The 26,367-nt window shown below is 35.6% G+C and carries 29 protein-coding genes; 10 read left to right on the top strand and 19 right to left on the bottom strand.

Annotated features, from left to right (window positions below; genetic code table 11):
• Positions 1-312 precede the first annotated feature (312 nt).
• Both MKY09_RS13800 and MKY09_RS13805 read right to left on the bottom strand, forming a co-directional pair.
• On the bottom strand, positions 313-1,887 hold the full coding sequence (locus tag MKY09_RS13800) for a peptide chain release factor 3 (protein WP_169358881.1): 1,575 nt from the start codon (positions 1,885-1,887) through the stop codon (positions 313-315).
• A 121-nt stretch (positions 1,888-2,008) separates the two neighbouring features.
• Positions 2,009-3,058: a M42 family metallopeptidase gene (locus tag MKY09_RS13805; protein ID WP_342566894.1), complete on the bottom strand. Its 1,050-nt coding sequence runs from the start codon at positions 3,056-3,058 to the stop codon at positions 2,009-2,011.
• Positions 3,059-3,165: 107 nt separating this feature from the next.
• Between MKY09_RS13805 and MKY09_RS13810 the strand changes: the two genes are divergently transcribed.
• Positions 3,166-4,755, top strand: a complete 1,590-nt coding sequence (locus tag MKY09_RS13810; RefSeq protein ID WP_342566895.1) for an ATP-binding protein — start codon at positions 3,166-3,168, stop codon at positions 4,753-4,755.
• A 172-nt stretch (positions 4,756-4,927) separates the two neighbouring features.
• Here the strand turns inward: MKY09_RS13810 and MKY09_RS13815 are convergent, their stop codons facing one another.
• The gene (locus tag MKY09_RS13815; RefSeq protein WP_342566896.1) at positions 4,928-7,105 is read right to left on the bottom strand and encodes an EAL domain-containing protein; all 2,178 of its coding nucleotides are present in this window, start codon (positions 7,103-7,105) and stop codon (positions 4,928-4,930) included.
• 190 nt (positions 7,106-7,295) lie between these two features.
• Complete coding sequence (locus MKY09_RS13820) at positions 7,296-8,684, bottom strand: aldehyde dehydrogenase (protein WP_342566897.1); 1,389 nt, start codon at positions 8,682-8,684, stop codon at positions 7,296-7,298.
• 313 nt (positions 8,685-8,997) lie between these two features.
• Between MKY09_RS13820 and MKY09_RS13825 the strand changes: the two genes are divergently transcribed.
• Positions 8,998-9,153 (top strand): hypothetical protein, encoded by a 156-nt coding sequence (locus tag MKY09_RS13825; protein WP_251556058.1) that lies wholly within the window; start codon positions 8,998-9,000, stop codon positions 9,151-9,153.
• A 276-nt stretch (positions 9,154-9,429) separates the two neighbouring features.
• On the opposite strand, the gene MKY09_RS13830 is transcribed toward MKY09_RS13825, so the two are convergent.
• The gene (locus MKY09_RS13830; RefSeq protein WP_342566898.1) at positions 9,430-10,014 is read right to left on the bottom strand and encodes a phosphatidylglycerophosphatase A; all 585 of its coding nucleotides are present in this window, start codon (positions 10,012-10,014) and stop codon (positions 9,430-9,432) included.
• Between the two features lie 115 nt (positions 10,015-10,129).
• Between MKY09_RS13830 and MKY09_RS13835 the strand changes: the two genes are divergently transcribed.
• The 3 genes from MKY09_RS13835 to MKY09_RS13845 are packed head-to-tail and all read left to right on the top strand — an operon-like array spanning position 10,130 to position 11,855.
• A complete protein-coding gene (locus MKY09_RS13835; RefSeq protein WP_342566899.1) occupies positions 10,130-10,852 on the top strand; it encodes an alpha/beta hydrolase-fold protein in 723 nt (240 codons plus the stop codon).
• Between the two features lie 56 nt (positions 10,853-10,908).
• Positions 10,909-11,424, top strand: coding sequence for a YjcG family protein (locus tag MKY09_RS13840; protein WP_342566900.1), 516 nt, complete (start codon positions 10,909-10,911; stop codon positions 11,422-11,424).
• A gap of 2 nt (positions 11,425-11,426) precedes the next feature.
• A complete protein-coding gene (locus tag MKY09_RS13845) occupies positions 11,427-11,855 on the top strand; it encodes a GNAT family N-acetyltransferase (protein WP_342566901.1) in 429 nt (142 codons plus the stop codon).
• A 52-nt stretch (positions 11,856-11,907) separates the two neighbouring features.
• Here MKY09_RS13845 and MKY09_RS13850 read toward each other — a convergent pair whose 3' ends face one another.
• The 7 genes from MKY09_RS13850 to MKY09_RS13880 form a co-directional block, all read right to left on the bottom strand.
• The gene (locus MKY09_RS13850) at positions 11,908-12,219 is read right to left on the bottom strand and encodes a hypothetical protein (protein ID WP_169358871.1); all 312 of its coding nucleotides are present in this window, start codon (positions 12,217-12,219) and stop codon (positions 11,908-11,910) included.
• A 75-nt stretch (positions 12,220-12,294) separates the two neighbouring features.
• Entirely contained in the window at positions 12,295-12,540 is a 246-nt protein-coding gene (locus MKY09_RS13855) for a stage VI sporulation protein F (protein WP_169358870.1), read from the bottom strand.
• Positions 12,541-12,574: 34 nt separating this feature from the next.
• Positions 12,575-12,748, bottom strand: a complete 174-nt coding sequence (locus tag MKY09_RS13860) for a YjcZ family sporulation protein (protein WP_169358869.1) — start codon at positions 12,746-12,748, stop codon at positions 12,575-12,577.
• A 64-nt stretch (positions 12,749-12,812) separates the two neighbouring features.
• Positions 12,813-13,178 (bottom strand): stage V sporulation protein AE, encoded by a 366-nt coding sequence (gene spoVAE / locus MKY09_RS13865; protein ID WP_298469861.1) that lies wholly within the window; start codon positions 13,176-13,178, stop codon positions 12,813-12,815.
• 1 nt (position 13,179) lies between these two features.
• Positions 13,180-14,187 carry a stage V sporulation protein AD gene (locus MKY09_RS13870; protein WP_342566902.1) on the bottom strand — a complete coding sequence of 336 codons (1,008 nt, stop codon included), beginning with the start codon at positions 14,185-14,187 and terminating at the stop codon, positions 13,180-13,182.
• Entirely contained in the window at positions 14,181-14,636 is a 456-nt protein-coding gene (gene spoVAC, locus MKY09_RS13875) for a stage V sporulation protein AC (RefSeq protein ID WP_342568252.1), read from the bottom strand. Before spoVAC ends, MKY09_RS13870 begins: the two co-directional genes overlap by 7 nt.
• Entirely contained in the window at positions 14,636-15,025 is a 390-nt protein-coding gene (locus tag MKY09_RS13880) for a YhcN/YlaJ family sporulation lipoprotein (RefSeq protein ID WP_342566903.1), read from the bottom strand. The genes spoVAC and MKY09_RS13880 overlap by 1 nt, the downstream gene beginning before the upstream one ends.
• A 141-nt stretch (positions 15,026-15,166) precedes the next feature.
• Here MKY09_RS13880 and MKY09_RS13885 point away from each other — a divergent pair, with 141 nt between their 5' ends.
• A complete protein-coding gene (locus MKY09_RS13885; protein WP_342566904.1) occupies positions 15,167-15,694 on the top strand; it encodes a CotY/CotZ family spore coat protein in 528 nt (175 codons plus the stop codon).
• Positions 15,695-16,301: 607 nt separating this feature from the next.
• Here MKY09_RS13885 and MKY09_RS13890 read toward each other — a convergent pair.
• The 6 genes from MKY09_RS13890 to MKY09_RS13915 all read right to left on the bottom strand — a co-directional run bounded on the left by MKY09_RS13890 (position 16,302) and on the right by MKY09_RS13915 (position 21,206).
• On the bottom strand, positions 16,302-16,688 hold the full coding sequence (locus MKY09_RS13890) for a hypothetical protein (protein ID WP_342566905.1): 387 nt from the start codon (positions 16,686-16,688) through the stop codon (positions 16,302-16,304).
• A 52-nt stretch (positions 16,689-16,740) separates the two neighbouring features.
• Positions 16,741-18,108, bottom strand: a complete 1,368-nt coding sequence (gene mgtE, locus MKY09_RS13895) for a magnesium transporter (protein WP_169358863.1) — start codon at positions 18,106-18,108, stop codon at positions 16,741-16,743.
• Positions 18,109-18,368: 260 nt separating this feature from the next.
• Positions 18,369-19,313: an RluA family pseudouridine synthase gene (locus MKY09_RS13900; RefSeq protein WP_342566906.1), complete on the bottom strand. Its 945-nt coding sequence runs from the start codon at positions 19,311-19,313 to the stop codon at positions 18,369-18,371.
• On the bottom strand, positions 19,313-20,116 hold the full coding sequence (locus MKY09_RS13905) for an NAD kinase (protein ID WP_340884562.1): 804 nt from the start codon (positions 20,114-20,116) through the stop codon (positions 19,313-19,315). Before MKY09_RS13905 ends, MKY09_RS13900 begins: the two co-directional genes overlap by 1 nt.
• A gap of 18 nt (positions 20,117-20,134) precedes the next feature.
• Entirely contained in the window at positions 20,135-20,794 is a 660-nt protein-coding gene (locus tag MKY09_RS13910; RefSeq protein WP_342566907.1) for a GTP pyrophosphokinase family protein, read from the bottom strand.
• A gap of 28 nt (positions 20,795-20,822) precedes the next feature.
• Positions 20,823-21,206 carry a hypothetical protein gene (locus MKY09_RS13915; protein ID WP_342566908.1) on the bottom strand — a complete coding sequence of 128 codons (384 nt, stop codon included), beginning with the start codon at positions 21,204-21,206 and terminating at the stop codon, positions 20,823-20,825.
• Between the two features lie 97 nt (positions 21,207-21,303).
• On the opposite strand from MKY09_RS13915, the gene MKY09_RS13920 reads away from it, so the two are divergent.
• From MKY09_RS13920 to MKY09_RS13935, 4 genes are all read left to right on the top strand, one after another.
• Entirely contained in the window at positions 21,304-21,879 is a 576-nt protein-coding gene (locus MKY09_RS13920; protein WP_169358859.1) for a CYTH domain-containing protein, read from the top strand.
• Positions 21,880-21,927: 48 nt separating this feature from the next.
• Complete coding sequence (locus tag MKY09_RS13925) at positions 21,928-22,515, top strand: lytic transglycosylase domain-containing protein (protein ID WP_240949626.1); 588 nt, start codon at positions 21,928-21,930, stop codon at positions 22,513-22,515.
• A 125-nt stretch (positions 22,516-22,640) separates the two neighbouring features.
• On the top strand, positions 22,641-23,039 hold the full coding sequence (locus MKY09_RS13930; protein WP_169358857.1) for a globin: 399 nt from the start codon (positions 22,641-22,643) through the stop codon (positions 23,037-23,039).
• Positions 23,036-23,854, top strand: a complete 819-nt coding sequence (locus MKY09_RS13935; protein ID WP_342566909.1) for a ClpXP adapter SpxH family protein — start codon at positions 23,036-23,038, stop codon at positions 23,852-23,854. The genes MKY09_RS13930 and MKY09_RS13935 overlap by 4 nt, the downstream gene beginning before the upstream one ends.
• A gap of 672 nt (positions 23,855-24,526) precedes the next feature.
• On the opposite strand, the gene pepF is transcribed toward MKY09_RS13935, so the two are convergent.
• Positions 24,527-26,341, bottom strand: coding sequence for an oligoendopeptidase F (pepF, locus tag MKY09_RS13940; protein ID WP_169361195.1), 1,815 nt, complete (start codon positions 26,339-26,341; stop codon positions 24,527-24,529).
• Positions 26,342-26,367: the final 26 nt, after the last annotated feature.

The raw sequence follows: 26,367 nt of genomic DNA on the forward strand, positions 1-26,367 counted from the left end.
TTAGCGCTTTATCGATGCTAAAACTGTTCCCATTTATTGATTGGAGCGCCAGACGGCGACTCCAGCGGGAGGAGGGAGACAGATAAGACATCACAACCACGCGCGTCAGCGATGGGTGGTGGCTTATCGCTCCCCCCGCGGAAAGCGTCCGGCTGGTGCGGAAATCAATTCTACTCTCTGATCTAAGATTTCTTTGTATCATAAATCAACCCTACTCTTTAACATAGCCTAATAAAAAAAGTAACCAAAAGAATGCGAGCATTCTTCCGATTACCTTTATTTACAATTCCCTATTTGGTAGGGATCTATACCTTATAGTAAGTTATATAGCTTTATATGCTCATATTTGTCTTGGAACCAGCGAGTTGCAAATTCATTTTCAAATAAGAATACATAGTGATCATAACGATCTTTTACTAGCATGCTTCTTGGACCTGTCATCGATTCTTTTACATCTTCTTCGTTTTCAATCCAACGAGCTACCTTCGATCCAATTGGCTCCATACGAACTTCTACATTATACTCGTTTTTCATACGATGCTCGAATACTTCAAACTGAAGCTGTCCAACTGCACCAAGAATTACTTCTTCTGTATGAAGTGTTTTGTAAAATTGAATTGCACCTTCTTGTACAAGCTGCATAATACCTTTATGGAAATGCTTAGATTTTAATACATTTTTAGCAGTAACCTTTACAAACATTTCTGGAGTAAATTGAGGAAGCTTTTCATAATTAAATGCTTTTTTCCCTCCAACAACCGTATCACCAATTTGATAGTTCCCAACATCATAAAGACCAATAATATCTCCAGCTACAGCGGTTTCTACTGTCTCACGATCATCAGCTAAAAATTGAGTAGACTGAGTGACTTTAAATGTTTTACCAGTTCGTGCTAGCGTAACAGTCATCCCTCGTTCGAATTTCCCCGAAACGATACGTACAAATGCTATTCGATCTCGGTGAGCAGGATTCATATTCGCTTGAATCTTGAATATAAAACCGGAGAAATCTTCGTTCAAAGGATTTACTTCTTCTTCAACATCAGTCATTCTCGGCTGTGGAGTTGGAGCAAACTGAAGATATGTTTCTAAGAAGGTTTGCACACCAAAGTTAGTTAATGCACTACCAAAAAATACAGGTGTTAAATCACCAGAAAGTACTTTTTCTTTATCAAAATCATTCCCTGCTTCATTTAACAACATAATATCTTCCATAGCTTGCGTATAATAAGATGTTTCTTTCATAGAATGATCGACAGCTAATTCTCCCTCATCATCTAACGGAAGATATTTTTCAGATTCCTCTGTGCGGAATTGCTCAATTCGATGATTGTAGCGATCATAAATCCCTAAAAATTCTTTTCCCATACCAATCGGCCAATTCATTGCATAAGATTGAATTCCAAGTACTTCTTCTAGCTCCTCCATTAATTCAAGAGGTTCTTTACCTTGTCGGTCTAGTTTGTTAATGAAAGTAAAGATAGGAATACCGCGCATGCGACAAACCTTAAATAGTTTTAATGTTTGAGCCTCTATCCCTTTGGCAGCATCTACAATCATCACTGCACTATCCACAGCCATCAATGTTCGATAAGTGTCTTCACTAAAATCCTGATGTCCAGGTGTATCTAATATATTTATACGACAATTATTAAAGTCAAATTGCATAACAGAGGATGTTACAGAAATCCCACGTTGCTTTTCAATTTCCATCCAGTCTGAAGTTGCAAATTTCCCCGATTTTTTCCCCTTCACTGTACCTGCATCACGAATAGCTCCTCCAAAATATAAAAGCTTTTCCGTTATAGTCGTTTTACCAGCATCCGGGTGGGAAATTATTGCAAAGGTTCTTCTCTTAAGTATTTCTTCTTGTAATTGTTTGTCCATATTTGTATATCTCCTTCTTATTCACTTTTTTATCATATGGATTTACTAGCAAAAATACAAGTAAAAAAAGAACTAGCAGACAATTTTACAAATTAATCGTAAAAATGTCTACTAGTATCCATTACAGAATTTCAGATTGTATATAAGAATACAATAGCTTCGCTGTATTTTCTAATGATTGTATATGAGTTCTTTCATATGCATGCGATGCTTCAATTCCTGGTCCAAACAATGCATGCTTGACATCAAAACCTGCTCTTATTGCAGCAGAAGCATCAGAACCATAGTATGGATAGATGTCTAACTTATAATCGATTCCTTCTACCTTGGCTAGTTCGACGAGGTTTCGGGTTAATTCATAATGATACGGCCCAGAGGAATCTTTTGCGCAAATGGAAACAGTATACTCATCCGAGGTTTGTCCATCGCCTATTGCACCCATATCGACTGCTATATATTCCACTGTTTGTTCTGGAATGTTAGAATTGCCTCCAAATCCAATTTCCTCATTATTAGAAATATAAAAATGTGTTGTATAAGGAATCGTCCATTTATTTTCTTTAATAGCTTTCATTAGTTGGAGTAAAAGGGCAGTACTTGCTTTGTCATCTAAATGACGTGACTTGATAAAGCCAGATTCCGTTTGCTCAAATCGAGGATCAAATGAAACAAAATCCCCGACCTCTATACCTAACTCTCTTGTTTCACTAGCACTTTTTACTTTCTCATCCACTCGTACCTCAATGTTTTGCTCATCACGAGCGAGCGTAGTCGCATTTTTATAGACATGAACTGTTGTTTGATGCATGAGAATGGTGCCCCGTATTTTTCTTCCATCTGCTGTATGGATTGTACAATACTCACCTTCTACTGCGTTCCAATTAAAGCCGCCTACCATTGCAAGCTTCAATCTGCCAGAAGACTTCACTTCCTTTACCATAGCTCCCAAAGTATCGGTGTGTGCTGTCAGTAAACGATGTTTAGTATCATTTTCTCCTATAATGGTGGCAATAAGTGCTCCCTTGTTAGTTCTAATATAATTAACATCAATATCCTTTAAAAACTGCTCCATAAAGTCCATGATGTCCTTTGTATAACCGGAAGGACTAGGAATTTCCACTAATTGTTTTAGCAAAGAGACAGTCTCTTGCTCTTGAAATTTGTATGACATAATGACTCCTCCTTTGTTCTTACTCCATCTTATCAAAATCTTGTATTTTCAGATACCTTTAAATAGGCTAATATAAGAAGTATCTAATCTGATAGGAGGTGGGAAAAATGGAATATATTAATACTACGAAAGATAAAAATAAATTGTTTTTCATTATTTTTTCCTGTTTTACCGTATGCCATATTATTCTGGCAATACTTTCACATAACAAGGACCTATTAATTTATCTGTACGCTGGGATAGTATTCCTACTCATCTTAACGTTGTTATGTTGGGTAAACTCAGAGAACCCAATCATCCAATATATTTTGTTTATAACACTTAATCTTTACCTATTAATCTTGAATATATACAGTGACAGCGTAGTAATGATGGTATTTTTTCTTTACCCTATATACATCGCAGTCATCTATTCCAATATTGGTCTAAGAATATTATTATTCTTTATAACTATCATTGAAATTCTTGGTCTCATCTATTATAAAAATGATGACTATACATATATTTTGTCCTCAGAAGATTTAATTGCTTTTATACTACTTTTAGCTATACTTATTTTCACTTCCATCTTAAATACATACTTTGACCGTAAATATTGGAATAAGATTTCTGAACTAAATACTTCTATGAGAAAAGAGCAATATTCGAGAGAAAGTTATTTACAGCTTTTTTTTGACAATGCGAAGGATAGTATTACTGTATTTGATAAAGACAATAAAATAATAGAAGTAAATCCTGCTTTTGAGGATTTATATGGTTGGAAAAGGGAAGAAGTAATAGGAAAAAGTGTTTCTATTTTGTCTCCACAATATCAGCTAGATGAAACAAGAAAACAAGAGGTATTAAAAGGGGCCAGCTATCATTTTCTCGAAACTACTGATCGAAAAAAAGATGGAACTTATTTTGATGCCCAAATTACTGTTTCTCCAATTTATGATTACCAAAACGAGCTGATTGCTCTTTCTATAATTAGTAGGGACGTTAGCTTTAAAAAAGAAACTGAGAATTTATTACTACAATCAGAAAAGCTAAAGGTTGCTGGAGAAATGGCTGCTGGAGTAGCTCATGAGATTCGAAATCCTATTACAGTTATATCTGGCTTTATGCAGATTATGAATGGGGACCCTACCCAGCCCTATTACCGTTACACGAAAGTAATTGAAAACGAAATTGAAAGAATCAATTACATTATTAGTGAATTCCTAGTTTTAGCAAAGCCACACGCAAAATTGCCAAAGAAGTATGATTTAACTCAAACATTAGATGACCTTCTCGTTTTATTTCAACCCGAGATTAACTTGAATGGGATATTTTTGACTACTGATATTATAAAAGGTCCGATACACCTTTACGGTGAGGAAGGTCAGATGAAGCAAGTACTTATTAACCTAGTTAAAAATGCGATAGAGGCAATGTCTGACAATGGTAAAATCCATATTAGCTGTTCCATCGAGCCCCAGGATATCATCCTTATTAAAATTAGAGACAATGGAGTAGGGATGGAAAAACAGGTTGTTGAGAAAATTTTCGATCCATTTTTCTCTACTAAGATTAACGGGACAGGCCTTGGAATGATGATTTCCGAAAAAATTATTGCTGAACATGGTGGAACGATTGCCATTGAAAGCCAAAAAGGACAAGGAACTACAGTAACTATTCAGTTACCTTACACTTCAAGTATAGAGGCTACGGATTAGTCTCTTCTTTTTATATCCGTTGCATCAAATACTTACATCCCCCATTTACTAAATCAAAAATACCTTGAGAATGGGATCTCAAGGTATTTTTGCTTTAGTAGTTTCGCTAATTTTCAAAAATGAATAGGTAGTTATCATCCAATTTATAAGATTAAAAGATCCCCATATAATATTATAATTGCGAAGCCAATAGCTTAAAGCTCGGAACGTCCTCCACACGAAGAGGCTTGGAATAATAGAAACCTTGGACAATTTCACAATTATGCAGCTTTAAAAACTGGATGACTTCCTCTGTTTCCACCCCTTCTGCCACTACTTCTAAACCAAGACTTTTGCCTATTTTTATAATAGATGACACTATTACTTCGTCTCTTTTTTCTATGATCTGATTCATAAAGACTTGATCTATTTTTAACGTATGAATAGGCAGTTCCTTTAAATAACGGAAATTTGAAAAGCCGGAGCCAAAATCATCCATAGCAATTCGAACACCGTATTGTTTTAATTCCTCCAATATAGTAGACAGCTTGCTTATATTTTTCATTAGAATGTTTTCCGTAATTTCCAATTCTAGATAATGTGGTGGAAGCCCAGTCTCATGAAGAATATATTTTACATTGGTTGTAAAGTCATTTTGATCTAACTCGACTGGACTTATATTCACAGATATTGTACTAAAAGACAATCCCTCTTTTAACCACTGTGTAGCTTGTTTACATGCTTCCTTAAGAACATACCTACCAATCGGAATAATTAGCCCTGTCTCTTCTGCAAATGGAATATACTCATTCGGAGGAATAATATTTCCCCCCTTTCTATTCCATCTAATGAGAGCTTCATAGCCTTGAACCTTGTTGGTAGTTAGGTTTAATTTCGGTTGATAGACTAGAAAGAATTCGTTCTTTTTAAGTCCCATTCGAATATCACTCTCTAAAGACAATTTATCTATATATCCTTTTTCATATTCAGATGTATACAAGACTGCTGTTCTCTTCCCTTTATCTTTCGATTCATTTAACGCTAAATCTGCAGCTCTATGTAAAGCATTATAGCTATCGCCGTGTTCCGGAAAGCAGGAAATTCCAATAGAGCATGAAATGTATAACTCCATTTCATGAATGCTAAAAGGCTTTTCAATTTCTTTTAATAACAGTTGGGCATTACTTAATGAGTCTCTACAAGAAAAATAGTCATCCTCCAAAAGGATAACAAACTCATCCCCGCCCATCCTATAAATCTTGGCGCCTTTGGTATAAAATTTCTTCATTCTTTTAGAAACCTTTTGTAATAGCAGGTCTCCTGTAACATGACCTAATGAGTCATTAATATTTTTAAATCTGTCTAAATCAATATATAGAAAACTAAACTTTTCCTTTAATTTTATCTTAAGCTGGATATCTCTATTTAATGCTGCAGTATTGTATGTATTTGTTAAGTGATCCTCGTACGCTAGCTCTGATAGTTTCTTTCTAGTCTTTTCTATTTCCGTGATATCATTTCCTATTCCTATTGCGCCCATTATTTCACCTTCTTTTTCAATAGGTGAGATCGTGATATGAATACATTTCGGCCCAAACCACTCTTTATATGAAACTTCCTTCCCTAAAAAGACCTCAGAAATATTCTCCTTAAATCTATCAGATATTTCTCGAGGAAAATAATCCATCGTCTGACTGAAGGATCGAGATGTTTGTTCCGCAAACAGTTCATTGGAAGGATGAATCATCGGAATTCCTCTTTCCAAAAAATACTCTGTTGCTATCTTTCCGGTTAGTAGGGTAAAATTCAACTCTTTATCTAATCTAAAAATTAAGTTATTTACATGTCTCACTACAGTATCAAAGGAATTAATGATATTAGTTTTTAAACGTAGCTCATTTTCTTTTTCAGGTGTTATATCTGTTCGAATACTTAAAAAGTATGTACCTTGGTCAATTGTATTAATAGGCAAAATGTAAGTCTTTACCCAATACAATTCTCCATTTTTCCGTTTGTTACATATTTCACCTACCCATGTTTGACCTTGAAGAATAGTTTTCCACAATTCTTCAAAAAAACCAGACGGGTGGGTGAAGGAATTAATAATTCGATGAGTTTTTCCGATTAATTCTTCACGAGAGTAACCAGAGATCTCTGTAAATTTGTCATTTACATATAATATTTTACCTGCACGATTAGTTAAAGCTATAATCATTGTTTTATTTACTGCATAGCTCATCAGATTCATTTTGTATAATGTATCTTCAAGTTTTTCTCCCAAAAGGTTAATATCTGACAATGACTCTTTATGTAAAGCTTCTTTTACTGTGAGCAATAAATCTTCGGAACCTGTTCCAAATATGGACTCCATAATTTGTCCTCCAATTTTAATTTATCGTAAAAACCTAACCGCTTCACTTCAAATATTAGTAAAAAAGATACAAAATGTCAATATTACATTGATATAATAGGTTTATTCATTGTCACCATTTGGACATTAGTTAATTACAACGCACTAAAGGTGCGACAATTTTATATCATCGCACCTCCAAAAAATACTATTATTTTAATAAACTTCTTACTAGCTTTATTTTGTTCTTATAAGGCGGGAATGCTACATTAAGAGGTATAGTTGTGCTCTTCTTTACAATAGATTTCTGATGAGTAAATAATTCAAAGCTCGCTAGTCCATGATATGCACCCATTCCAGAGTTTCCTACCCCACCAAAAGGTAAATGTGCACTACCTGCATGCATGATAGTATCATTTATACAACCGCCACCAAATGAAAGCTCTTCTAGGAAATAGTTTTGAGCTCCCTCATGCTCACTGAACATATAGGCAGCTAAAGGTTTAGGGAATTTTCTAATCTGACGAATAATATCAGGTAACTCTTTGTAAGTGATTACAGGTAAAATTGGTCCGAAGATTTCCTCCTGCATAGATGGACTAGAAAATTGTACACCATCTAGAATTGTCGGCTCTATATATAAATCTTCCTTGTCTGATTTTCCACCAAAAATAATCTGGTCCTTTTCTTGTACAATCATTTTTTGTAGTCGTTTAAAGTGATTGGTATTAACTATCCTGCCATAGTCTGTACTTTCTTGTACATTTTTTCCATAAAAATGATGAATTGCTTCCTGTAATTTTTCAATCAGCTTGTCTTTTACCGGCTCTTCTACTAATAAATAATCAGGTGCAATACAAGTTTGTCCGGCGTTCACTAATTTACCCCAAATAATACGTTTAGCGGCTAAATCTAAGTTAGCTGTATGATCGACAATAGCCGGGCTTTTCCCACCTAATTCTAAAGCAATAGGAGTGAGTCTTTTAGAAGCTGCTTCCATTACTACCTTCCCTACATTTACACTACCTGTAAAGAAAATAAAATCAAATGGAGCATGGATTAAAAGGGAAGTTTCTTCTTTTTCTCCTTCCACGACTCTTATATAATGCGGATGAAATGCCTCTGCAACAATCTTTTTCACTATATTAGTAGTGTGAGGAGTAGTTTCCGAAGGTTTAATCATGGCACAATTACCGCCAGCAATTGCACCAATTAACGGTTCCATTACTAATTGAAAAGGATAGTTAAATGGGGCAATAATTAATACAGTTCCATAGGGTTCACTAATAATCTGACTTTTAGATGGCATTAAGGCCATTGGAGTCTTCACCTGTTTAGGCTGCATCCAGTGCTCCAGGTTTTTATTCATGTTTGAAATACTTTCATATATTAAGCCTATTTCTGTCGTATATGACTCAAACTCACTTTTTCTTAAGTCCTTATAAAGAGCTTCAATTACTTCAGCTTCATACTTCTTAATCGTTTTTTTCAATACTTCTAATTGTTCGATTCGAAACTTCGCGGATTTTGTTATGCCTGAGTAGTAAAATGCATGATGCTCCTCTAACATAATATCCAACTGCTGTGAATTAAATTTCACATAAATCATCTCCTCATCGACTTTGTTTTGTATTAAAACTTCTTTAGTGCTAAAAGACCTTCTTGCTAAAGCATACTATTTTTTTCAAGTAGACGAAAGAAATTGGATTTTCTACCTAGTACATTAAATGATTCAAAAATGGCATACTACTTTTAAAGGATGAGTTATAAAGTAACCTTTCTAACCGTTCTTTAACCAGTCCTGTCTTATGAAAAGTTTTAATTTCGTAATTAGTGTTTGATGGAGCAACAAATTGGGGTATATAAAAATCAAATGAATTATTTAAAAGCTTTTAAAAAGGAGAGGAAATATAATGACTGAAACTCAAACATGGTGGGAACCTATTTTTCAAGGACCAATGTCAATAGGTTTAAACAAGGAACGTTTACAAAATGAACTAGAAGAGGAAACTTTTTTATATTTCCAACAAAGTGACTCTACTACAACCGAGACGACAACAATCGAATAGATTATTTTCTAAAAGTCAGTATTTTTATTTTGAATTAGTAATGTATCGTAGTTACTTAGAACATGTAGGAGGAGAGTCCAATGATTCTCCTCCTTTTAATATGCAGATAGATCAACGCCTTATATATTTTATTCTTTACAATACTTTAGAAATAATGTACCTAGTCATGTTAATTGATAACATATAAACTCAAAATCATTCTATTTATATGAATAACTAAAAAGACTGCAAACAAACTTCAATTTCAGTTTGTCCACAGACTTTAATACGATTATATTATGTTGTTGCACCTTTAATTTTAGTTTCTGGAGCTGTTTCTTCTGGTGCTAAATCTTCAAAGGTTTCATTTGCTTCTTCTAAATCTCTCGTTCGGTGAGCGAGACGAGATGCTGCGCTAGCAGCGATACTTGCAACTAAATCATCTAAAAAGGTATGAATACTTCCGCCCTTTTTTGTATCTAGTTTAGATATAATACCTATTTTATTCTTGTCTAGATGCCCAAACGTGGTGACGGCTATACTTCCGTATGTAAATACAGCGCCTAATGCGATTGTTTCATCTACTCCGAACAAACCTTCATCTGCTTCTACAATTTGCTGAAGAGGAGCTGAAAGCATTTTCTTCTCAGCAAGCTCATCTAATTCAATACCAACTAAGATGGCATGCTGCATTTCTCTTTTTTTCATGACACTCTTGATTGACTCAATACAATGTTCAATTGTTAATCCTTTATTATAAGGAAACTGCATTTCATACACGATTTTAGCAACCTCTTCGATGGTAACCCCTCTACGTTTTAAGGCATCTAACGTGGCTTGCTCTACTGTTCTCGAATGCACTCTTAATGATTCATTTTCCAAAAAAATAACCTCCTTATAATCTAACATTGTAAAAAATTCATCGTGACTCCTCTTATTATACCTCTTTACCAGTATATGATACAATTTCTATATAACATGACAACGAGGTGTAAATATGAATCGAGGCACATTACAAGATACAACAATTTACAGTAAAGCTTTAGATGAAGAGATCCAGTTATTAATTTATTTACCTCCCAATTATTCACCATTATACAAATATAGTGTTTTAATCGCATCAGACGGAAAAGACTACTTTCAGCTTGGCAGAATATCCCGGATTGCAGATGAGTTATACGAAAACCGGCAAATAGAAAACTTAATCATTGTGGGCGTGCCTTATAAAAATGTAAAAGATCGCCGAAGTAAATATCATCCAGAGGGAGAGCAGCAGCTTGCGTATTCACGTTTTATAGCACAAGAGCTAGTTCCTTACATTGATGAAAATTATCCCACTTATCAAATTGGAATGGGGAGAGCTCTAATAGGTGATTCACTGGCAGGAACAATTTCTTTACTTACTGCTCTAAGATACCCAAACACCTTTGGCAAGGTCATCCTTCACTCCCCTTTGGTTAATGAAGAAATATTAGAAAAGGTGGAAAATCATAAAGAAGTAAGTGCTTTTTCCATTTATCAAGTAATAGGAAATGAAGAAACGGCAGTTAAAACAGGCGACGGATTACTCACCGATTTCCTTACACCTAATCGACAACTGCATGTTATGCTAAAAAATAAAGGAGTTTCTACCTTTTACGACGAATTAAATGGAGACCATACATGGAAGCTTTGGCAGCCGGATATTAAAAGATCACTGCTAAACAATTTCAGTCTGTAGGGTATTTTTGATATAATAGAAATATATTGTAAGATAATTATAAGGAGGTCATGATTATGAAATACGGTATTGTTGCTTTTCCATCAAAAAAGGTACAAGATTTTGCAAACTCTTATAGAAAGCGTTATGATCCCCATTATGCCCTAATTACTCCTCATATGACATTGAAGGGAGTTTTTGAGGCAGATGAAGCCCAAATTAAAACAATAGCTAACCATATTAATGATATAGCTAAAAAACATAAGCCTTTTACTATGAAAACTACAAAGGTAAGTTCTTTTGCACCTGTAACAAATGCTATCTATTTTAATGTTCAATCTACTCCAGAGCTTGAGAAGCTTCATGAGGATTTAAATGCTATTGAATTTCATGATGATGAAACGTATTCATTTGTTCCTCATATTACTATTGCACAAAAACTTAGTGGAAGTGAACACGACGATATTTTACCTCAATTAAAAATGATTGGTGCACAGTTTGAGGAAGAAATTGACCGGATTCACCTGTTGTACCAATTAGAAGACGGTTCATGGACCGTCTATGAAACATTTAGATTGTCTGGAGCTGAGTAACCTTGGTATTTGCAAAAATTGTTGAAACAGAGAAAGAATATGAGGATGCTATTCATATAAGAAGAAAAGTATTCGTAGAGGAACAAGATGTTCCTCTACATTTAGAGTTAGACGAATATGATATGAAATCCACGCATTTTGTAGCCTATGATGGAGACACTCCTTTTGGAGCTGGCCGCATCCGTATTGCAGAGCCCCATGTCGGTAAAGTAGAGCGAGTATGTATCTTACCAAAGTACAGAGGGAAGCATTTAGGTAACTTGATGATGGATTGTATGGAGAAATATGCATTGGATCATCAATTTAAAAAGCTAAAGCTTAATGCTCAAAGTCAGGCGCTACCTTTCTATGAAAAAAGAGGGTATACTATTACGTCCCCAGAATTTCTGGAGGCTAATATTCCTCACCGAGCTATGGAAAAAGAATTATAATCCTACATAAGCAAAACCCGCTAACGGTATGTTAGCGGGTTTTACTTTTTGCTTAAATATAGGTATTTACAAAATGACCTTTACCTGATATTTCTGCAATAATAGGTGATAAATTGACGGGGTTAGGTTGGATAAAGCCTTTGTATAATGGCAAGCTAGAAAGTTCCTTATTACCCGATAATTGCTTTTCTTCTTTTTGTTCTACATCTTCATTTTGTTGAAGGTTTGTTAAGTGATTATCAAAAAGTGATTTCATTTTAACTGATTGAACATTGCTGATTTGAGCAAAATTATATTCTTCCATTTGCATTCGATTAGCATAAATTTGTGACTGCAAAGGTTGAACTGGAATAATATACCCCATTCTTATCCACCTCCATTATAAACTCTATGCTCTTTACCCCATTTGAAATTACCTTAAACCTATTTTTTAAAAAAATTACAACATTTTTTCAATATCAGTTAAACTGATGGAACTTCCTTTTTGGAGGATAGAGTTCGTCAGCTGATCTTCTAATTCTTTAGAAACAGGTTTGTTAGCTACCCTGCCTACTTTTCTTACGATTTTTCTAACTTGATGTTCATCAGTAAAATCAGCATTTGAAATAGCGTTAGCTAATGTAAAAAGCTGATCCATTGATACGCCAGTTTTATTCTCAATCGCTCTAAAAAAAGAATTTTGCATGTATTTTCCCCCTCGCATTATTTATATCCAGGTGTTAAGGGAGAAAGGTGCTTCCTACTATTATTAAAAGAATGAATAACACTACAAGCAGAACAAATGCGTTAGAGCCTTGAAAACCACCGTATCCTCCACCATCATAACCACCGCCATAGCCATAGCCGTAACCACCACCATAGCAAAAGCTTTCGCCACCACAATAGCCGTACATATCTTTCCCCCCTTCCTTTCAACTTATAGTATGCAAGGGGGTAAGAGGAAGTAGGGCATTTTAATTAGTAGGTGGTTTTCCGTTTCTGAAATATAAAGGCTCCAATGATACCAAATAAGATTGCTGCGCTAATACCTGAACTAGTTACTTCAAACATTCCTGTTATTACTCCAACTAATCCGTGCTTCTCTGCTTCGGCCAACGCTCCATGAGTTAATGAGTTTCCAAAAGAGGTAATTGGTATAGTTGCACCTGCTCCAGCAAAATCGATGAGAGGCTCATATAAACCGAACCCATCTAGAATCGATCCTGTAACAACTAATCCACTTAACGTATGGGCTGGCGTAAGCTTAAATGCATCCATTAAGATTTGCCCAACTACACATATTAATCCACCTACTACAAAAGCTGTAATTAATGATGATATCATATTATCCCTTCTTCTCCATTCGACATTCTATGGCATGTGCTATACAAGGGATTGTTTCCCCTTGTTGATAAGTTAAAGGGGACAATAGAGCCCCTGTAGCTACTAACAATACTCGGTTAAACGTTCCTTTTTTAAGTTGACTATAAATATGGCTAAAGAATACAGAGGCGGAGCAACCTGGACCGCTCGCACCTGCATTAAAGAATTGATCGTCTCCATAAAATTGGGCACCGGCATCCTGTAAAATAACTCCACTATTCTCGTCTTGGAACATTTCTTTTAATATAGAAAGACCTATTTTTCCAAGATCGCCAGTCATAATTAGATCATAGTCAGTCATTTTGCTATTCGTATTTTTCAGATGCCTTTCAATCGTATCTCTCGCAGCAGGAGCCATTGCAGCTCCCATATGAAGCGGGTCCGATTGCTGGCCATCCACAACTCTGCCCATAGTAGCATGAGTAATATAAGGAGCATTTTTAGCCTTACTTTGTAATAATGCAAAAGCAGCTGCAGTTACTGTCCATTGAGCTGTTTTTGGTTTCTGTGCTCCGTATTCTAATGGATATCTAAACTGTCTTTCTACAGAAGGGTGATGACTGGAGGCGCCGGCAAGAACGTTCTTAGCATTTCCAGACTCTAGCATAAGAGATCCAATGATAACTGCCTCCATTGAACTCGCACATGCAGAAAAAACACCGAAATATGGAATAGCAAGCTTTCTTGCAGCAAAGTTAGAAGGCGACATTTGATTTACTAAGTCCCCTCCGATTAGCAAATCAATATTATCCATTTTTTCATGTGCTTTTTTTACTGCCGTAGAACAGGCCTTTTCAATAAACCGACTTGCTGCCTGCTCGTATGTTTCATTTGTTTCTTTTTCAGTTTCCAGTATTTCATCAAAACCCTCGGCAAATGGACTTGATTTTTCGACCGGACCAGCTATTACTCCGGCACTTGCAATACTAGGTCGTTGTGTAAATGAAATCGTTCCACCGGTATTTACCACGAAACCACTCCTAATTTAACTAAAATAGTTTTAATTAACGCTACTAAAAAGGCGGAAAGTACACCAAATACAATAACAGATCCTGCAAGCTTAAACATATTACCACCTACACCTAAAACATACCCCTCTGTCTTATGCTCGATTGACGCTGAAATTACAGCATTACCAAAGCCAGTAACAGGTACCGCTGATCCCGCTCCTCCAAACTGAGAGATTTTTTTATATAAGCCTGTCCCTGTTAAGATCATGGCGATAAAGATCATCGTTGCTACGGTCGGATTACCCGCAGTCTTTTCAGTAAAAGGAAAAAAACGTATATAGAAAAAAGTAATTAGCTGTCCAACCGTACAAAATATTCCTCCAACTAGAAATGCTTTAAGACAGCTCATAAATAATGGGGCCTTAGGAGTTTGCTTATCGACGATTTTTTGATATTGTTTTTGATCCATCATGTCTCTTCCTTCGATAGGGATTTAATGTCACTAATTGACTTTTTTAATTCGTCATTTTTCTTCTTCTTGTCTACTATCTTTTCAATTTCCCATTTAATTTTTATATCTCCTGTAACAATTACTTCTTTATCTGGAAACTCTTTTTCAATCGCTTTTTTTACTTCATCTTCTATTTTAACTTTTTGAAAACGTTTGAACCTCGGGATATCTATCGCTACAACAACATCATTGTTATCAATTACACTTTGATATCCGGCAATCTTATCCTGCTCCTTAAGGACTTGCTCAAGTTTTGAGGTATCTCTGTCCGAATACACCTGATCTTTAGGGCTAGAACAAGCCGTCAATAATAAAGACAACAGTAGAATATACACTATTTTGCGCATTAGGCTTTTTGCTCCTCTTTTTTTAGGTTAGTATGCACGCAGACTTTTTAAATATACAAATGGAACTGAGCTATTTGCCCTTGTTCAATTAGAACCCTTTACATAAATTACTAAAGAAAGAAGCAAAGGAGGTGAAACAAAATGGGTTGTGGAAAAAATCATCACCCTTCTCCAAGTCCTTCGACTGGAAACTGTGTATGTGATGTTGTGCAAGCAATAGCAGATATTCAAGCACAAGCTGTAACTGATTGTGGTTCTTGCCCGACTAGCTGTTTTTTAGAACCACTAGGAGGTCTTGTTAGTCCAGTAAATAACCGTGCAGATACTCGTGTATTTATGCTTTTGAATAAGGATGGCACGCCATTCTCTTCTTTATTTAGATATACTGCTCCAGGAACTACTCTTGTACAATGTAATGTTTCTATATTCTTCAGAGTTGAAGAGGTATTTGATAATTGCTGTGCAACTTTACGTGTATTAGCACCATTATCAACAGTAGGTGGTACATCTATCGTTCCATTCTTAAATGACGATGGAGAGAATATAGATCTAGGAAGCTTCTGTAGTGTTAATGATTGGGATGCAACAACAAACTGTGTGACTGTGGACTTAAGCTGCTTCTGTGCGATTCAATGTGTAGCGGATGTATTCTTAGATATTTGTGACTGATCGTCTTTCAATATTGTAGTGTCTTTTCCGTTCGGCTAACTCACCGAACGGTTTTTTTTATGTTTGGCTATGTTAAAGGGTAGGTTTGATTTATGATATAAAGAAATCTTAGATCAGAGAGTAGAATTGATTTTTCGCCCCAACCGGACGCTTTCCTCGGGGTGAGCGATAAGCCATCACCCATCCCGTAGGAGTCGCCGTCTGGCGCTCCAATCAATAATTGGGAACAGCTTTAGCATCGAAAAAGCGCTAATAAATATACTCGCATAAACAAAGCTAAAAAACTGTCACCAACCCTATTTTCATCATCTTTTTATGTTCTTAATAGCCATTTGAAAGTTCAATTGTTTATGTTTACAGTCACTATAAAAAAGAATTGTTAGGCAAAATCAACCAATAACTTTAACAAAGTTTTATGTTTAAAAAACACCTTACTTTTACTACCAAAGCAAATACTAAAAGGTTATTCAACACCCTCTGAGAAAACAGCAGCAAACGCACTTGTCAGTGACAACTGCTCCCAATGAAAAACAGAAATCCAACATTTATCGAATACTTTTATGGTAGAATACAACAAAAAAAGCTACCTCTATAAGGTAGCCTTAAACTATTTCAATATACTTCCACGCCAAAATATTTTCTTTACTTGATGGACTGGATACGTCTCTAAGCTCTCGTCATTGATACTAAATATTACCTGCTCATCGGTCACTTCTTGCACTTCACCTTGAATAATACTTCCATCGGCCATATGAAAACTTAATGGACGATATACTTTCCGTTGAAATGGCTTAGCTAAGAATTTCAGCTTTTCAAAAATAGCACTGTTTTTTGTTGACACTGTATTTTTTATCTCATAAATAGAAGTACTTTCCTCTTCTATAATTGTCTCATCTACTACTATTTCTACTTCCTCCCTGGCGCGTAACTGTGGAGGTAGATGAAAAACAGGGGGACCGGATATATAAAGTATAGGATCATTTAAAGAGCTCATAGGCACATCCTTTTTTCCTTTACTTTATGCCAAAAAGATTGGATTGGTGAATTTATAAAGATGATATAAACAGCGTTGCTAAGCCCAAATAAATTAAAATACTAACTAGGTCATTAATAGTCGTTATAAAAGGCCCTGAAGCTACAGCAGGATCGATTTTCAATCTATGAATAAGTAAGGGTATAAAAGATCCTCCAAGCGTTGCAAAAAATATAGAGCCAAAAATCGCTGCTCCTACAAGCATTCCAATCAACAGGTCCTGTTTCCAGAAGTAAATGACTCCAATAACTAGTAAGCCACATATTAATCCTGTTATTAAACCTGTTCCCGCCTCACGAAATAATAGTTTTGTTTTACTTTGTTCTTCAATATCACCTGTTGCAATTCCTCGAACTGCTACAGCGAGAGCTTGAGTTCCACTGTTACCAGCCATCCCAGCAATTAAAGGAATAAACACAGCAAGCAGAGCTACCTTATCTAGTGTTTGCTCGAAAATACTCATAAGATTTGCTGTCATCATACCTAAGAAAAGAAGTATAACTAGCCATGGCAATCTTTTTCTTGCAGCAGAAAATGGCCCCTTATCAAAAGTATCCATGTCAGAAACCGCCGCAAGCTTAGAATAATCATCAGAAGCTTCTTCATCCAATACATCGATAATATCATCTACTGTTACAATTCCTAGTAAGTGGTTCTCAAAATCTAGAACAGGAACCGCTAAAAAATTATAATCCTTGATCATTCGAGCAACCTCTTCTTGGTCCTCGTTTACTAGCACACTAACAACACGTTCATTCATAATATCCTTTATCAGGGTATCTTCATCTGCTACTATTAAATCCCTTAAGGATATTACTCCAGAAAGTCGATGGGCTTCGTCTACTACAAATAAATAATAAATGGTCTCTGCATCAGGAGCTGCATTTCTTAAAATGGTCATTGCAGAACGACAGGTAGAGTTTTCTGGAATTGCTACATATTCTGTAGTCATAATAGACCCAGCAGTATATTCCTCGTAATGTAGCAAATCTTTTATTTCCTGAGCAGATTCCTTATCCATGATATTTAAGTAGCTAGCAACCTGGGCATCCTCAAGTTCGTTTAAGACGTCTACTGCGTTATCAGCAAACATATAGGAAAGCATATCAGCTGCGTATGTCGTATCCATTTCTTTTAAGTAAAATTCATATAGTTCTTCATCAAACTTGTTTGCTTCAAAAAGCTCTGCCATCTCTTTTGGAGAAAGATAATGAAAGATTTTCTGTCGCAGCTCTGGCTCTACCTTCTCAAAAAATAATGATTGATCGTATGGATGTAGCTCCATAAAAATTTCTCTAAATTCATCCATCGAATCTGCAAGTAAAAAATGAATTAAATTTGATTCTTCTAATTCTAATAAATCCATCTTTTCTTCTCTCATATCTTTCCCTCCCCTCGGCATTTATCCTTTACTATTGTAAAACCACTATTTTTATTAAGCAACTGCTTTCTTTATTTGGTAAAAAAGTTACATCAATATATTATTCCCCGGGAAATCATACTAAAACTAAATGTAAAAGAATTCCCTACTTAACCCTACATTAGTACAAGTATAAAGTTACTCTGTATCGACGTTAGAACAAGATGAGCACTACTTATCAAAATGAAACAAGGGTAGCGATTTGATTCACCCCCTTGTTTTCATTCATTATTTATTTTGAGTTTATTTATTCTTTTTTCTATTGTAGCTTTTTCTAAAACAGATGCCATATCCATAGGATATTCATCTTCTATCGTTAAAGCTTGTTTTGTAAATGGATGCACCAATTTTAGTTGCTTAGCATGTAATGCCTGGCGAGACATTATATCCAAACTTCCTCCATACAGATCGTCACCTATCAATGGGTGTCCCACTGACATCATATGTACTCTTATTTGGTGAGTTCTACCGGTAAAAAGCTTTAACCTAACATGCGTTAAATTTTCACCATTAACAGTAAATCTCTTGATTACTTCTACAAACGTTTTAGCTTGCTTACCATCTGGGTCAATCCTTCTCTCAATTATACTGGTATCCTTTCGGCCTATTGGGGCATCGATAAGGAAAGAATCTTGTTCTACACTGCCATGAACAATTGCCTCATAGGTTCTAAAAATAGATCCAGCCTTTTGCATTTCACTCATTAAGTGATGAGCATGACGATGCTTTGCAATACAGACTATGCCAGACGTATCCTTGTCTAGCCTAGTCACGATATGTACGGTGGAAACAGATGAATTCTTTTCAAGGTAACCAGCAATCCCATTTGCTATTGTTCCCGTAGGATGTTCACGAGAAGGAATTGTACTTATCCCATCTTTTTTAGATATAACAAGTAAATGTTCATCCTCAAATAATATAGGAAAGGACATTTCCTCGGCTATTAAGCCTTCGCTTTTTTTCTCTTTAGGAAACACAATCGTAACAATGTCACCCTTTTCAAGTATATGTCTCACCGTTTTTTCTTCCCCATTTACTATAATTTGACCGCCTTCAAACTTAATACTAGTAAGGGCCTTTTTGGATATGCCATATTCGCTAATTGCTTCTCTTAGTAGAAGTGATTTATCCACCTTGAAAGAAAGCTGTATTTTATTTTCCGTCATTATTTTAAATCACTATCTATAAAGCTGTCATGCACTCTAGTCCAAAAAGGAAAGGCACGGAATCTAGCAAAACGAACTTTTTCTTCTGCAACCTTATATTCAATGGATGCAACATCCTTATGTAGCAAGTGTAGATGATCGACAGTAACCATAAAATCTGGACCGTTAACTGGTCTTAGTAAACAAGTATGATGCTTAGGCAACACTAAAGAAGAACCAACCGTACGGAACACACGATTATTAATCGAAGCAATTTCAGCTAGCTGCATAGCCTCTAAAGAAGGATGTACTATTGCTCCCCCTAGCGCTTTATTGTACGCAGTACTTCCGGATGGAGTCGACATACATAAACCATCTCCTCTAAACCTCTCAAACAAGCTCCCATTTAGCTCCACATCCATTACAAGCGTAACGTCTGGAGATTTCACAGTAGATTCGTTTAATGCCAAATAAACAGAGCTATCCTCTCCATGCTTATAATTAATCGTAACCTCCAGTAATGGATATTCGATAACTTTAAATTCTTTCTTGGCAATACTAATAACTAGTTTTTCTATTTCTGAAGGTTTCCAATCCGCATAAAAACCAAGATGCCCTGTGTGAATACCAACAAATGCAACAGAATCGGTCATATGCTTGTACTTATGAAAAGCATGCAATAATGTACCGTCACCACCGATGGAAAGAACGATATCAGGATTCTCTTCGTTTAAAGTTAGTCCAAAATCTGTAAGGTACATTTTAGCAGTTTCCATTAATTGATTGGATAGTTCATCATTTCGAGACTGTATAAAGAAATTCATTGTACCACGGCCTCTCTTTTATATTTTTTCTTCTTTTATGTGAGGTGGGGATAGTTCCTTGTTCTCACTAAAATATTTTTGTGCTTCCTGAATCTCACCTCGAATAAGTGACATCTCTTCATCTAAACGAAATGCTGCTTCTGCAGCGTATTGCAGCCTGGTTTTAATTTCTTCTGGAAACACGCCTTTATATTTATAATTTAACGAATGCTCTATGGAGGCCCAAAAATTCATTGCTAATGTTCGAATTTGAATTTCCGCTAATATGTTTACCTCTCCATGAATTGTCTGTACAGGGTATTCAATGATGACATGAAAGGATCGATAGCCACTCTGCTTTTTATGACTAACATAATCTCTTTCTTCAATAATGGTCATATCTTTTCTACTACGAAGTAATTGGATGACGGTTTCTATATCATCTACGAATTGACACATCATTCGCAGCCCTGCGATGTCCGGAATTTCTCTTGCAAGTGTTGCAGAAGGTTCAAAAACGATTCCCTTTTCTAATGACTTATCATATATACTCGCCAGTGGTTTAACCCGACCAGTTACAAATTCAATAGGGGAGTTAGTATTCTCAATATCAAATTGAGTCCGCATACCTTTCATTTTAACTTTTAACTCATCAACTGCCTGCTTATACGGCTCTAAAAAACGTTCCCATTGGCCCATACTACTAAACCTCCACTTTGAACACTTATTATACGTTTAAAATTTCTTTAAAAGCATTTTCAACGGCTTGAGCAAACTCTACTCCGTAGTTATCATTTCCTTCTATATTGAAAATTAGCATTTCTAACTCTTCTTTAAATTTCACTAAAACGATTCTTTGGTCTCCAATTTGTAAAGTAGGATCCTCGGTAGCTTTTAAAGTATTAACTAGTAATGGCCATACATCCTGACCAAATTTAAGATAGTGATATTCGCTATCTCCTTCTAATAAATATACGAAAGCTAAAGAATCAGAATCTGTAATCATTTGTCCGCCAGCTTTTATATTTAACCCTTTAGGCACATCCTCTAAAGTAAACCGAATATCATTTTCTAGTTGCACGCCACTTTGTACTTGAAATGTAATAGGCAAAACACATCGTTCCCTTCTGTCTATTCTGTAACTATTTTAACATATTGAAACTCATTGGAAACCGTCTATAATGAAATAATATGAAAGGTGTGAGACTATGTTATCTGAACAAGAGATTGAATTTAAAAACTTATTAACGAAAGAAGAATTCATGAGTTTGACAGACTTTTTCCATATCGAGCCTAAGCATTTTCAAAGTCAAATAAACTATTATTTTGATACACCTGACCAATATTTTAAAAATAATCATATGGGCTTTCGCTTAAGAGTGTTGGAAGATCGAAATGAACTTACCCTAAAATCACCAGTAAAAAAGCACGTGATGAATGAGCAAACAATTTTAGTAACGGATGAGCAAAGAGATTTAATCATTAACCAAGCAATTTTTCCTTCTATCGCTTTCATTGATGAGCTGATTGCTTCTAAATCCCTTTCTTGCTTTGGTAGTATAGAGACTAATCGTGCTCAATTGAAGCTGGAGGAAGGCATACTTTTCTTAGACCACTCCTCATATAGTCATACTGAAGATTATGAGGTAGAATATGAAAGTAAAGATGTCGAAAAAGGGCAAAAATTCTTTTATGAATTATTGAAAAAACATCAAATCCCCCTTCGTTCGACCGATAAAAAGATTGCACGTCTTGTAAAGGCTATGAATTCTTTGAAAGGTTGATGCTTTATAGATATAAAGTCACTAAAAACGTTAATGGATATTAATGCTATGCAAACATTGGGAAGTGTCCAAAGTTCTCAAACTAACAACGCTTCTTCCCTTTTTTCAGAAATGCTTGGACAGGTTCTACAAGAAACATCTATTGGGGGTCCCACAACTACTTTCGATTCCCTTTTCTATAGTGGTGACTCACCTGTTTATATACCCGAAAACGGTATAAATAATTCCTACCAGTCTATGAAAGTTTCTGTAGGTAACCCCTCATCAATAGAAGAAATCATAAACAAAGCTTCTGACGCATATAATGTGCCAGCAAAATTAATTTCTTCTGTCATCAAACAAGAGTCGAATTTTAATCCTAGTGCAATTAGCTCTGCTGGGGCATCTGGCTTAATGCAACTTATGCCAGGCACTGCTAAGTATTTAGGTGTACAAAACATTCTGGATCCAGAGCAAAACATCATGGGTGGAACAAAATACCTGAAACAGATGTTAGAGCAATTTGATGGTAATATAGAAAAAGCGCTAGCCGCTTATAATGCCGGACCAGGATCAGTTAAAAAATTCGACGGAATTCCTCCCTATAAGGAAACAGAAAATTATGTGAAAAAAGTTCTAAATAATTTCTTAGCTTGACGTATAAACGACCGCCAAAATTGGTCGTTTTTTCTATATTGTTTCTGATTACAGTCTAATTGTTTGAGATATTCGTATTTGATTGCTAAAATGTATTTAGTGCTAAAGCAAAGGAGTAAACAACTATGACCCAGAAGCCGATTTTACCATATGACGAGATAGGTGCAGATAAATTATCACTCCTTGTTGATACGTTTTATAGCAAAGTAGCAAAACATCCAAAGCTAAAGCCAATATTTCCTGAAGATTTAACGGAAACAGCGCGTAAACAAAAACAATTTTTAACCCAATACCTTGGGGGACCAAACATATATTCGGAAGAACATGGCCATCCCATGCTAAAGATGCGCCATAACCCTTTCTCTATCACACCAGAACGTGCAGAAGCTTGGCTCAGCTGTATGTCAGATGCAATGGACGAAGTCGAACTTGATGGAAAGGTGCGTCATGATTTATATAGAAGACTTGTACTTACTGCCAACCACATGGTCAATCAAATGAGTCATGAGGAGGAAAAGATGTGACAAGAATACAAATTCCTGTTGAGCCGATCAATGCTCCTATTACAAACAAGCCACTTGAAATGTATATGTTTTTAGATCCGCTTTGTTCTGCTTGTTGGGATTTGCAACCGATTATTAGAAAATTACAAGTGGAGTATGGGCAGTACTTTACTATTCGAACAGTGCTTAGTACAAGACTAAACAATTTAAATACTGCCTGCGTTTTATCCAAAGGAACAGTTGAAGATGATATCAACTATCCATATATTCAGCATTCTGTATTGCCTTCTATTGCAGTAAAAGCAGCTGAATTTCAAGGAAAAAAAGCTGGACTTCGTTTTTTTAATAAAATACAGGAATATCTATTCCTTCAAACAAAAAATGTAACTTCTTTTTCGGTATTACAAGAGCTTGCACATGAAGCGAAAATTGATGTAGAGGAATTTACACGTGACTTCCAGTCTCAGGAATGTTTACGCTCCTTCCAAAGTGATTTATCCATCACTTGTGAAATGGAAGTTGATACGTTCCCAACGGTTGTATTTTTTAATGAAAATATTGAAGATGAAGGCATCAAAATTTCTGGCACTTATCCTTATGATATATATGTACAAATTTTACAGGAGATGTTAAATACTTCTCCCAAAAGACAAGATCCACCCGGACTTGATAAATTATTAAATCGATTTCATTCATTGACTACTAAGGAAATAGCTGATTACTACGGTTTAACGATGCAACAAGCTGATTATGAATTAAAAAAGCTTTTATTGCGTCAAGAGGTTGAAAGAGTTGTACTTCCAAATCTAGTAGTTTGGCGTTTAAAAAATAGATAAATAGATTATTCATCGGCTGTAAACACTTGTTTACAGCCTTTTATTATGTAATAAAGGGGCTTTTCCCCTCGTTTAACGAGCCATAGCCACTGCCATATACTGCTTTAGATTTTATATGAAGAAAAGGCCGGGCTTGATATCTATGATGCATAAAAAATTCTAAATCGGGAAGTAGAATTGATTTTCGCACCAAGACCACCTTTCCTAGGGGCGAGCGATAAGCGATCATACATCCCACTGGAGTCGCCGTCTGGCACTCCAGTTAAAAAAGCCCTATTTAATAAATTACTTGCATAAATAAAGCCGGAAAAATCACTCCAGCCACACTTCATAATCAATTTATATTTTTAATAGTCGTTTAATTTACAGTCGGTATAAAAAAGAAAAGTTTAGTCAAAATTGACCGATAACTTTACCATAGCCAAAAGAAAAAACCCTTTCCTCAATTAGGAAAGGGTTTTTTACAAAGGGGATGGGAGAAATGTTCACGTTCAAACAAAGGGGTGTATGTTATCTTGTGATTTATTTCACACTCTTACTTTAGCATGCTCCAGTAATAAAAACAACTCCTTGTACTTCACTTTCACAAATTCGTCAAACATTATCCCAGAATTTATAATTTCTATTCTAAAGTAAAAGCCACCTCTTTTATTAAGAGGTGGCTTTTACTAATTAGCTCAGTAACTGCTCTAATTCATTTAGTTTTTCTTCAAATACTTTACAAGCCTCTTCAATTGGAGAAGCTGTGTTCATATCTACTCCAGCTTTTTTCAAAACTTCGATTGGATAATCTGAGCAACCAGCTTTAAGGAACTCATTAATATAACGGTCAACCGCTGGCTGTCCTTCAGACAAGATTTGATTGCTCAGTGCAGTAGCGGCACTTAGGCCAGTTGCATATTGATATACATAGTAATTGTAATAGAAGTGAGGAATTCTAGACCATTCTAAACCAATTTGCTCATCTATAACAATATCGTCACCAAAATATTTCTTGTTTAGCTCGTAATACACTTCAGTAAACTTATCAGCTGTTAATGCTTCTCCGTCTTGGTCTAGTTGATGAATGATATGCTCAAACTCCGCAAACATGGTTTGTCTAAATACTGTCCCTCTAAATCCTTCAAGCCAATGGTTTAGTAAATAAATGCGTTTCTTAGGATCTTCTATTGTTTTTAGTAAATGATCATTTAACAAAGCCTCGTTACATGTTGACGCTACCTCTGCAACGAAAATAGAATAGTCCCCATACACATACGGTTGGTTTTCTCTAGTATAATAGCTATGAATACTATGTCCAAACTCATGAGTAAGCGTAAATAAGTTATTTACGTTATCTTGCCAGTTCATTAAAATATAAGGATTAGTTCCATAAGTACCAGATGAATAGGCACCAGAACGCTTTCCTTTCGTTTCCACAACATCTACCCAGCGGCTTTCAAGACCTTTTTTAACAATTGAAACGTATTCCTCACCTAAAGGCTTAAAGCTCTCCAACATCACTGCGCAAGCCTCGTCGTACGTATACTCCATTTTCAATTCTTTTACTAACGGTGTGTACAAATCATACATATGTAGCTCGTCTACACCAAGAACTTTTTTACGAAGGCTGACATATCGATGAAGTAAATGTACATTTTTGTTAACCGTTTCCACTAAGTTATCATAAACAGATTCAGGGATGTGGTTAGCTGACAAAGCAGCTTCTCTAGCAGAAGAATAGTTTCTGATCTTTGCATTAACATTATCTGCTTTGATATTCCCACTCAAAGTAGACGCAAATGTATTTTTAAATTTACCATAGGTTTCGTACATACCCTTAAATGCATCCTCACGCACTCGTCGATCTTCACTTTCTAAAAATCTACTATAGCGACCATGTGTAAGTTGTACTTCATTGCCATTCTCATCCTTAATGAAAGGGAATTCCAAATCTGCATTGTTTAACTTACCGAAAGTATCCGCTGATGCCCCGGTCACTTCAGAAAACTGAGCAAGTAGTGCCTCTTGCTCTTTTGGAAGTACATGTGGACGTTCTTTGTTTATCTCTTCTAGCATTTGTTTATATACTTGAAGGTCGTTGTTTTCTTTTAGATAATTTCCTAGTACCGTTTCATCTAAAGACAATATCTCTGGTACTAAAAACGAAAGCTCTGTGGAAACTTTTACGTATAAAGACTTTATACGGCTATCTAAAGCCTGGTATTTACTATTTGAAGTGTCTTGATCATTACGCATATGAGCATAAGTATATAGCTTACGTAATCGGCTAGTTAGCTCGTCACGATATGTTAAAACTTCTAATAATGCTTCTGGTCCAGAACTTATTGTTCCTTGATAAGAAGAGGCTTTTTTAGCTAACTCCGCTACTTCCTTAAATTCTTTTTCCCAATCCGCTTCAGTAGAAAATATATCCTCCAACTTCCAAGTAAGACGTTCATCTACTTCACTTCTTGTTAAGATTTTATTTTTTGTATCTGCTGTCAAAATACTCTCTCCTCCTATTGTTTCGA

Origin of the sequence: Psychrobacillus sp. FSL K6-4046 (assembly GCF_038624605.1) — a bacterium.
Taxonomy (GTDB): domain Bacteria; phylum Bacillota; class Bacilli; order Bacillales_A; family Planococcaceae; genus Psychrobacillus.

What these genes read in the sequence shown, in the direction of transcription:
- MKY09_RS13880 (WP_342566903.1), bottom strand. Translation starts at nt 15,025, where the DNA reads ATGCGCAAAATAGTGTATATTCTACTGTTGTCTTTATTATTGACGGCT.
- MKY09_RS13905 (WP_340884562.1), bottom strand. Translation starts at nt 20,116, where the DNA reads ATGAATTTCTTTATACAGTCTCGAAATGATGAACTATCCAATCAATTA.
- MKY09_RS13840 (WP_342566900.1), top strand. Translation starts at nt 10,909, where the DNA reads ATGAAATACGGTATTGTTGCTTTTCCATCAAAAAAGGTACAAGATTTT.
- MKY09_RS13925 (WP_240949626.1), top strand. Translation starts at nt 21,928, where the DNA reads ATGCAAACATTGGGAAGTGTCCAAAGTTCTCAAACTAACAACGCTTCT.
- MKY09_RS13835 (WP_342566899.1), top strand. Translation starts at nt 10,130, where the DNA reads ATGAATCGAGGCACATTACAAGATACAACAATTTACAGTAAAGCTTTA.
- MKY09_RS13885 (WP_342566904.1), top strand. Translation starts at nt 15,167, where the DNA reads ATGGGTTGTGGAAAAAATCATCACCCTTCTCCAAGTCCTTCGACTGGA.
- spoVAE (WP_298469861.1), bottom strand. Translation starts at nt 13,178, where the DNA reads ATGATATCATCATTAATTACAGCTTTTGTAGTAGGTGGATTAATATGT.
- MKY09_RS13930 (WP_169358857.1), top strand. Translation starts at nt 22,641, where the DNA reads ATGACCCAGAAGCCGATTTTACCATATGACGAGATAGGTGCAGATAAA.
- MKY09_RS13810 (WP_342566895.1), top strand. Translation starts at nt 3,166, where the DNA reads ATGGAATATATTAATACTACGAAAGATAAAAATAAATTGTTTTTCATT.
- MKY09_RS13850 (WP_169358871.1), bottom strand. Translation starts at nt 12,219, where the DNA reads ATGGGGTATATTATTCCAGTTCAACCTTTGCAGTCACAAATTTATGCT.
- MKY09_RS13855 (WP_169358870.1), bottom strand. Translation starts at nt 12,540, where the DNA reads ATGCAAAATTCTTTTTTTAGAGCGATTGAGAATAAAACTGGCGTATCA.
- MKY09_RS13890 (WP_342566905.1), bottom strand. Translation starts at nt 16,688, where the DNA reads ATGAGCTCTTTAAATGATCCTATACTTTATATATCCGGTCCCCCTGTT.
- MKY09_RS13800 (WP_169358881.1), bottom strand. Translation starts at nt 1,887, where the DNA reads ATGGACAAACAATTACAAGAAGAAATACTTAAGAGAAGAACCTTTGCA.
- MKY09_RS13920 (WP_169358859.1), top strand. Translation starts at nt 21,304, where the DNA reads ATGTTATCTGAACAAGAGATTGAATTTAAAAACTTATTAACGAAAGAA.
- MKY09_RS13815 (WP_342566896.1), bottom strand. Translation starts at nt 7,105, where the DNA reads ATGGAGTCCATATTTGGAACAGGTTCCGAAGATTTATTGCTCACAGTA.
- MKY09_RS13825 (WP_251556058.1), top strand. Translation starts at nt 8,998, where the DNA reads ATGACTGAAACTCAAACATGGTGGGAACCTATTTTTCAAGGACCAATG.
- mgtE (WP_169358863.1), bottom strand. Translation starts at nt 18,108, where the DNA reads ATGAGAGAAGAAAAGATGGATTTATTAGAATTAGAAGAATCAAATTTA.
- MKY09_RS13900 (WP_342566906.1), bottom strand. Translation starts at nt 19,313, where the DNA reads ATGACGGAAAATAAAATACAGCTTTCTTTCAAGGTGGATAAATCACTT.
- MKY09_RS13910 (WP_342566907.1), bottom strand. Translation starts at nt 20,794, where the DNA reads ATGGGCCAATGGGAACGTTTTTTAGAGCCGTATAAGCAGGCAGTTGAT.
- spoVAC (WP_342568252.1), bottom strand. Translation starts at nt 14,636, where the DNA reads ATGGATCAAAAACAATATCAAAAAATCGTCGATAAGCAAACTCCTAAG.
- MKY09_RS13860 (WP_169358869.1), bottom strand. Translation starts at nt 12,748, where the DNA reads ATGTACGGCTATTGTGGTGGCGAAAGCTTTTGCTATGGTGGTGGTTAC.
- MKY09_RS13805 (WP_342566894.1), bottom strand. Translation starts at nt 3,058, where the DNA reads ATGTCATACAAATTTCAAGAGCAAGAGACTGTCTCTTTGCTAAAACAA.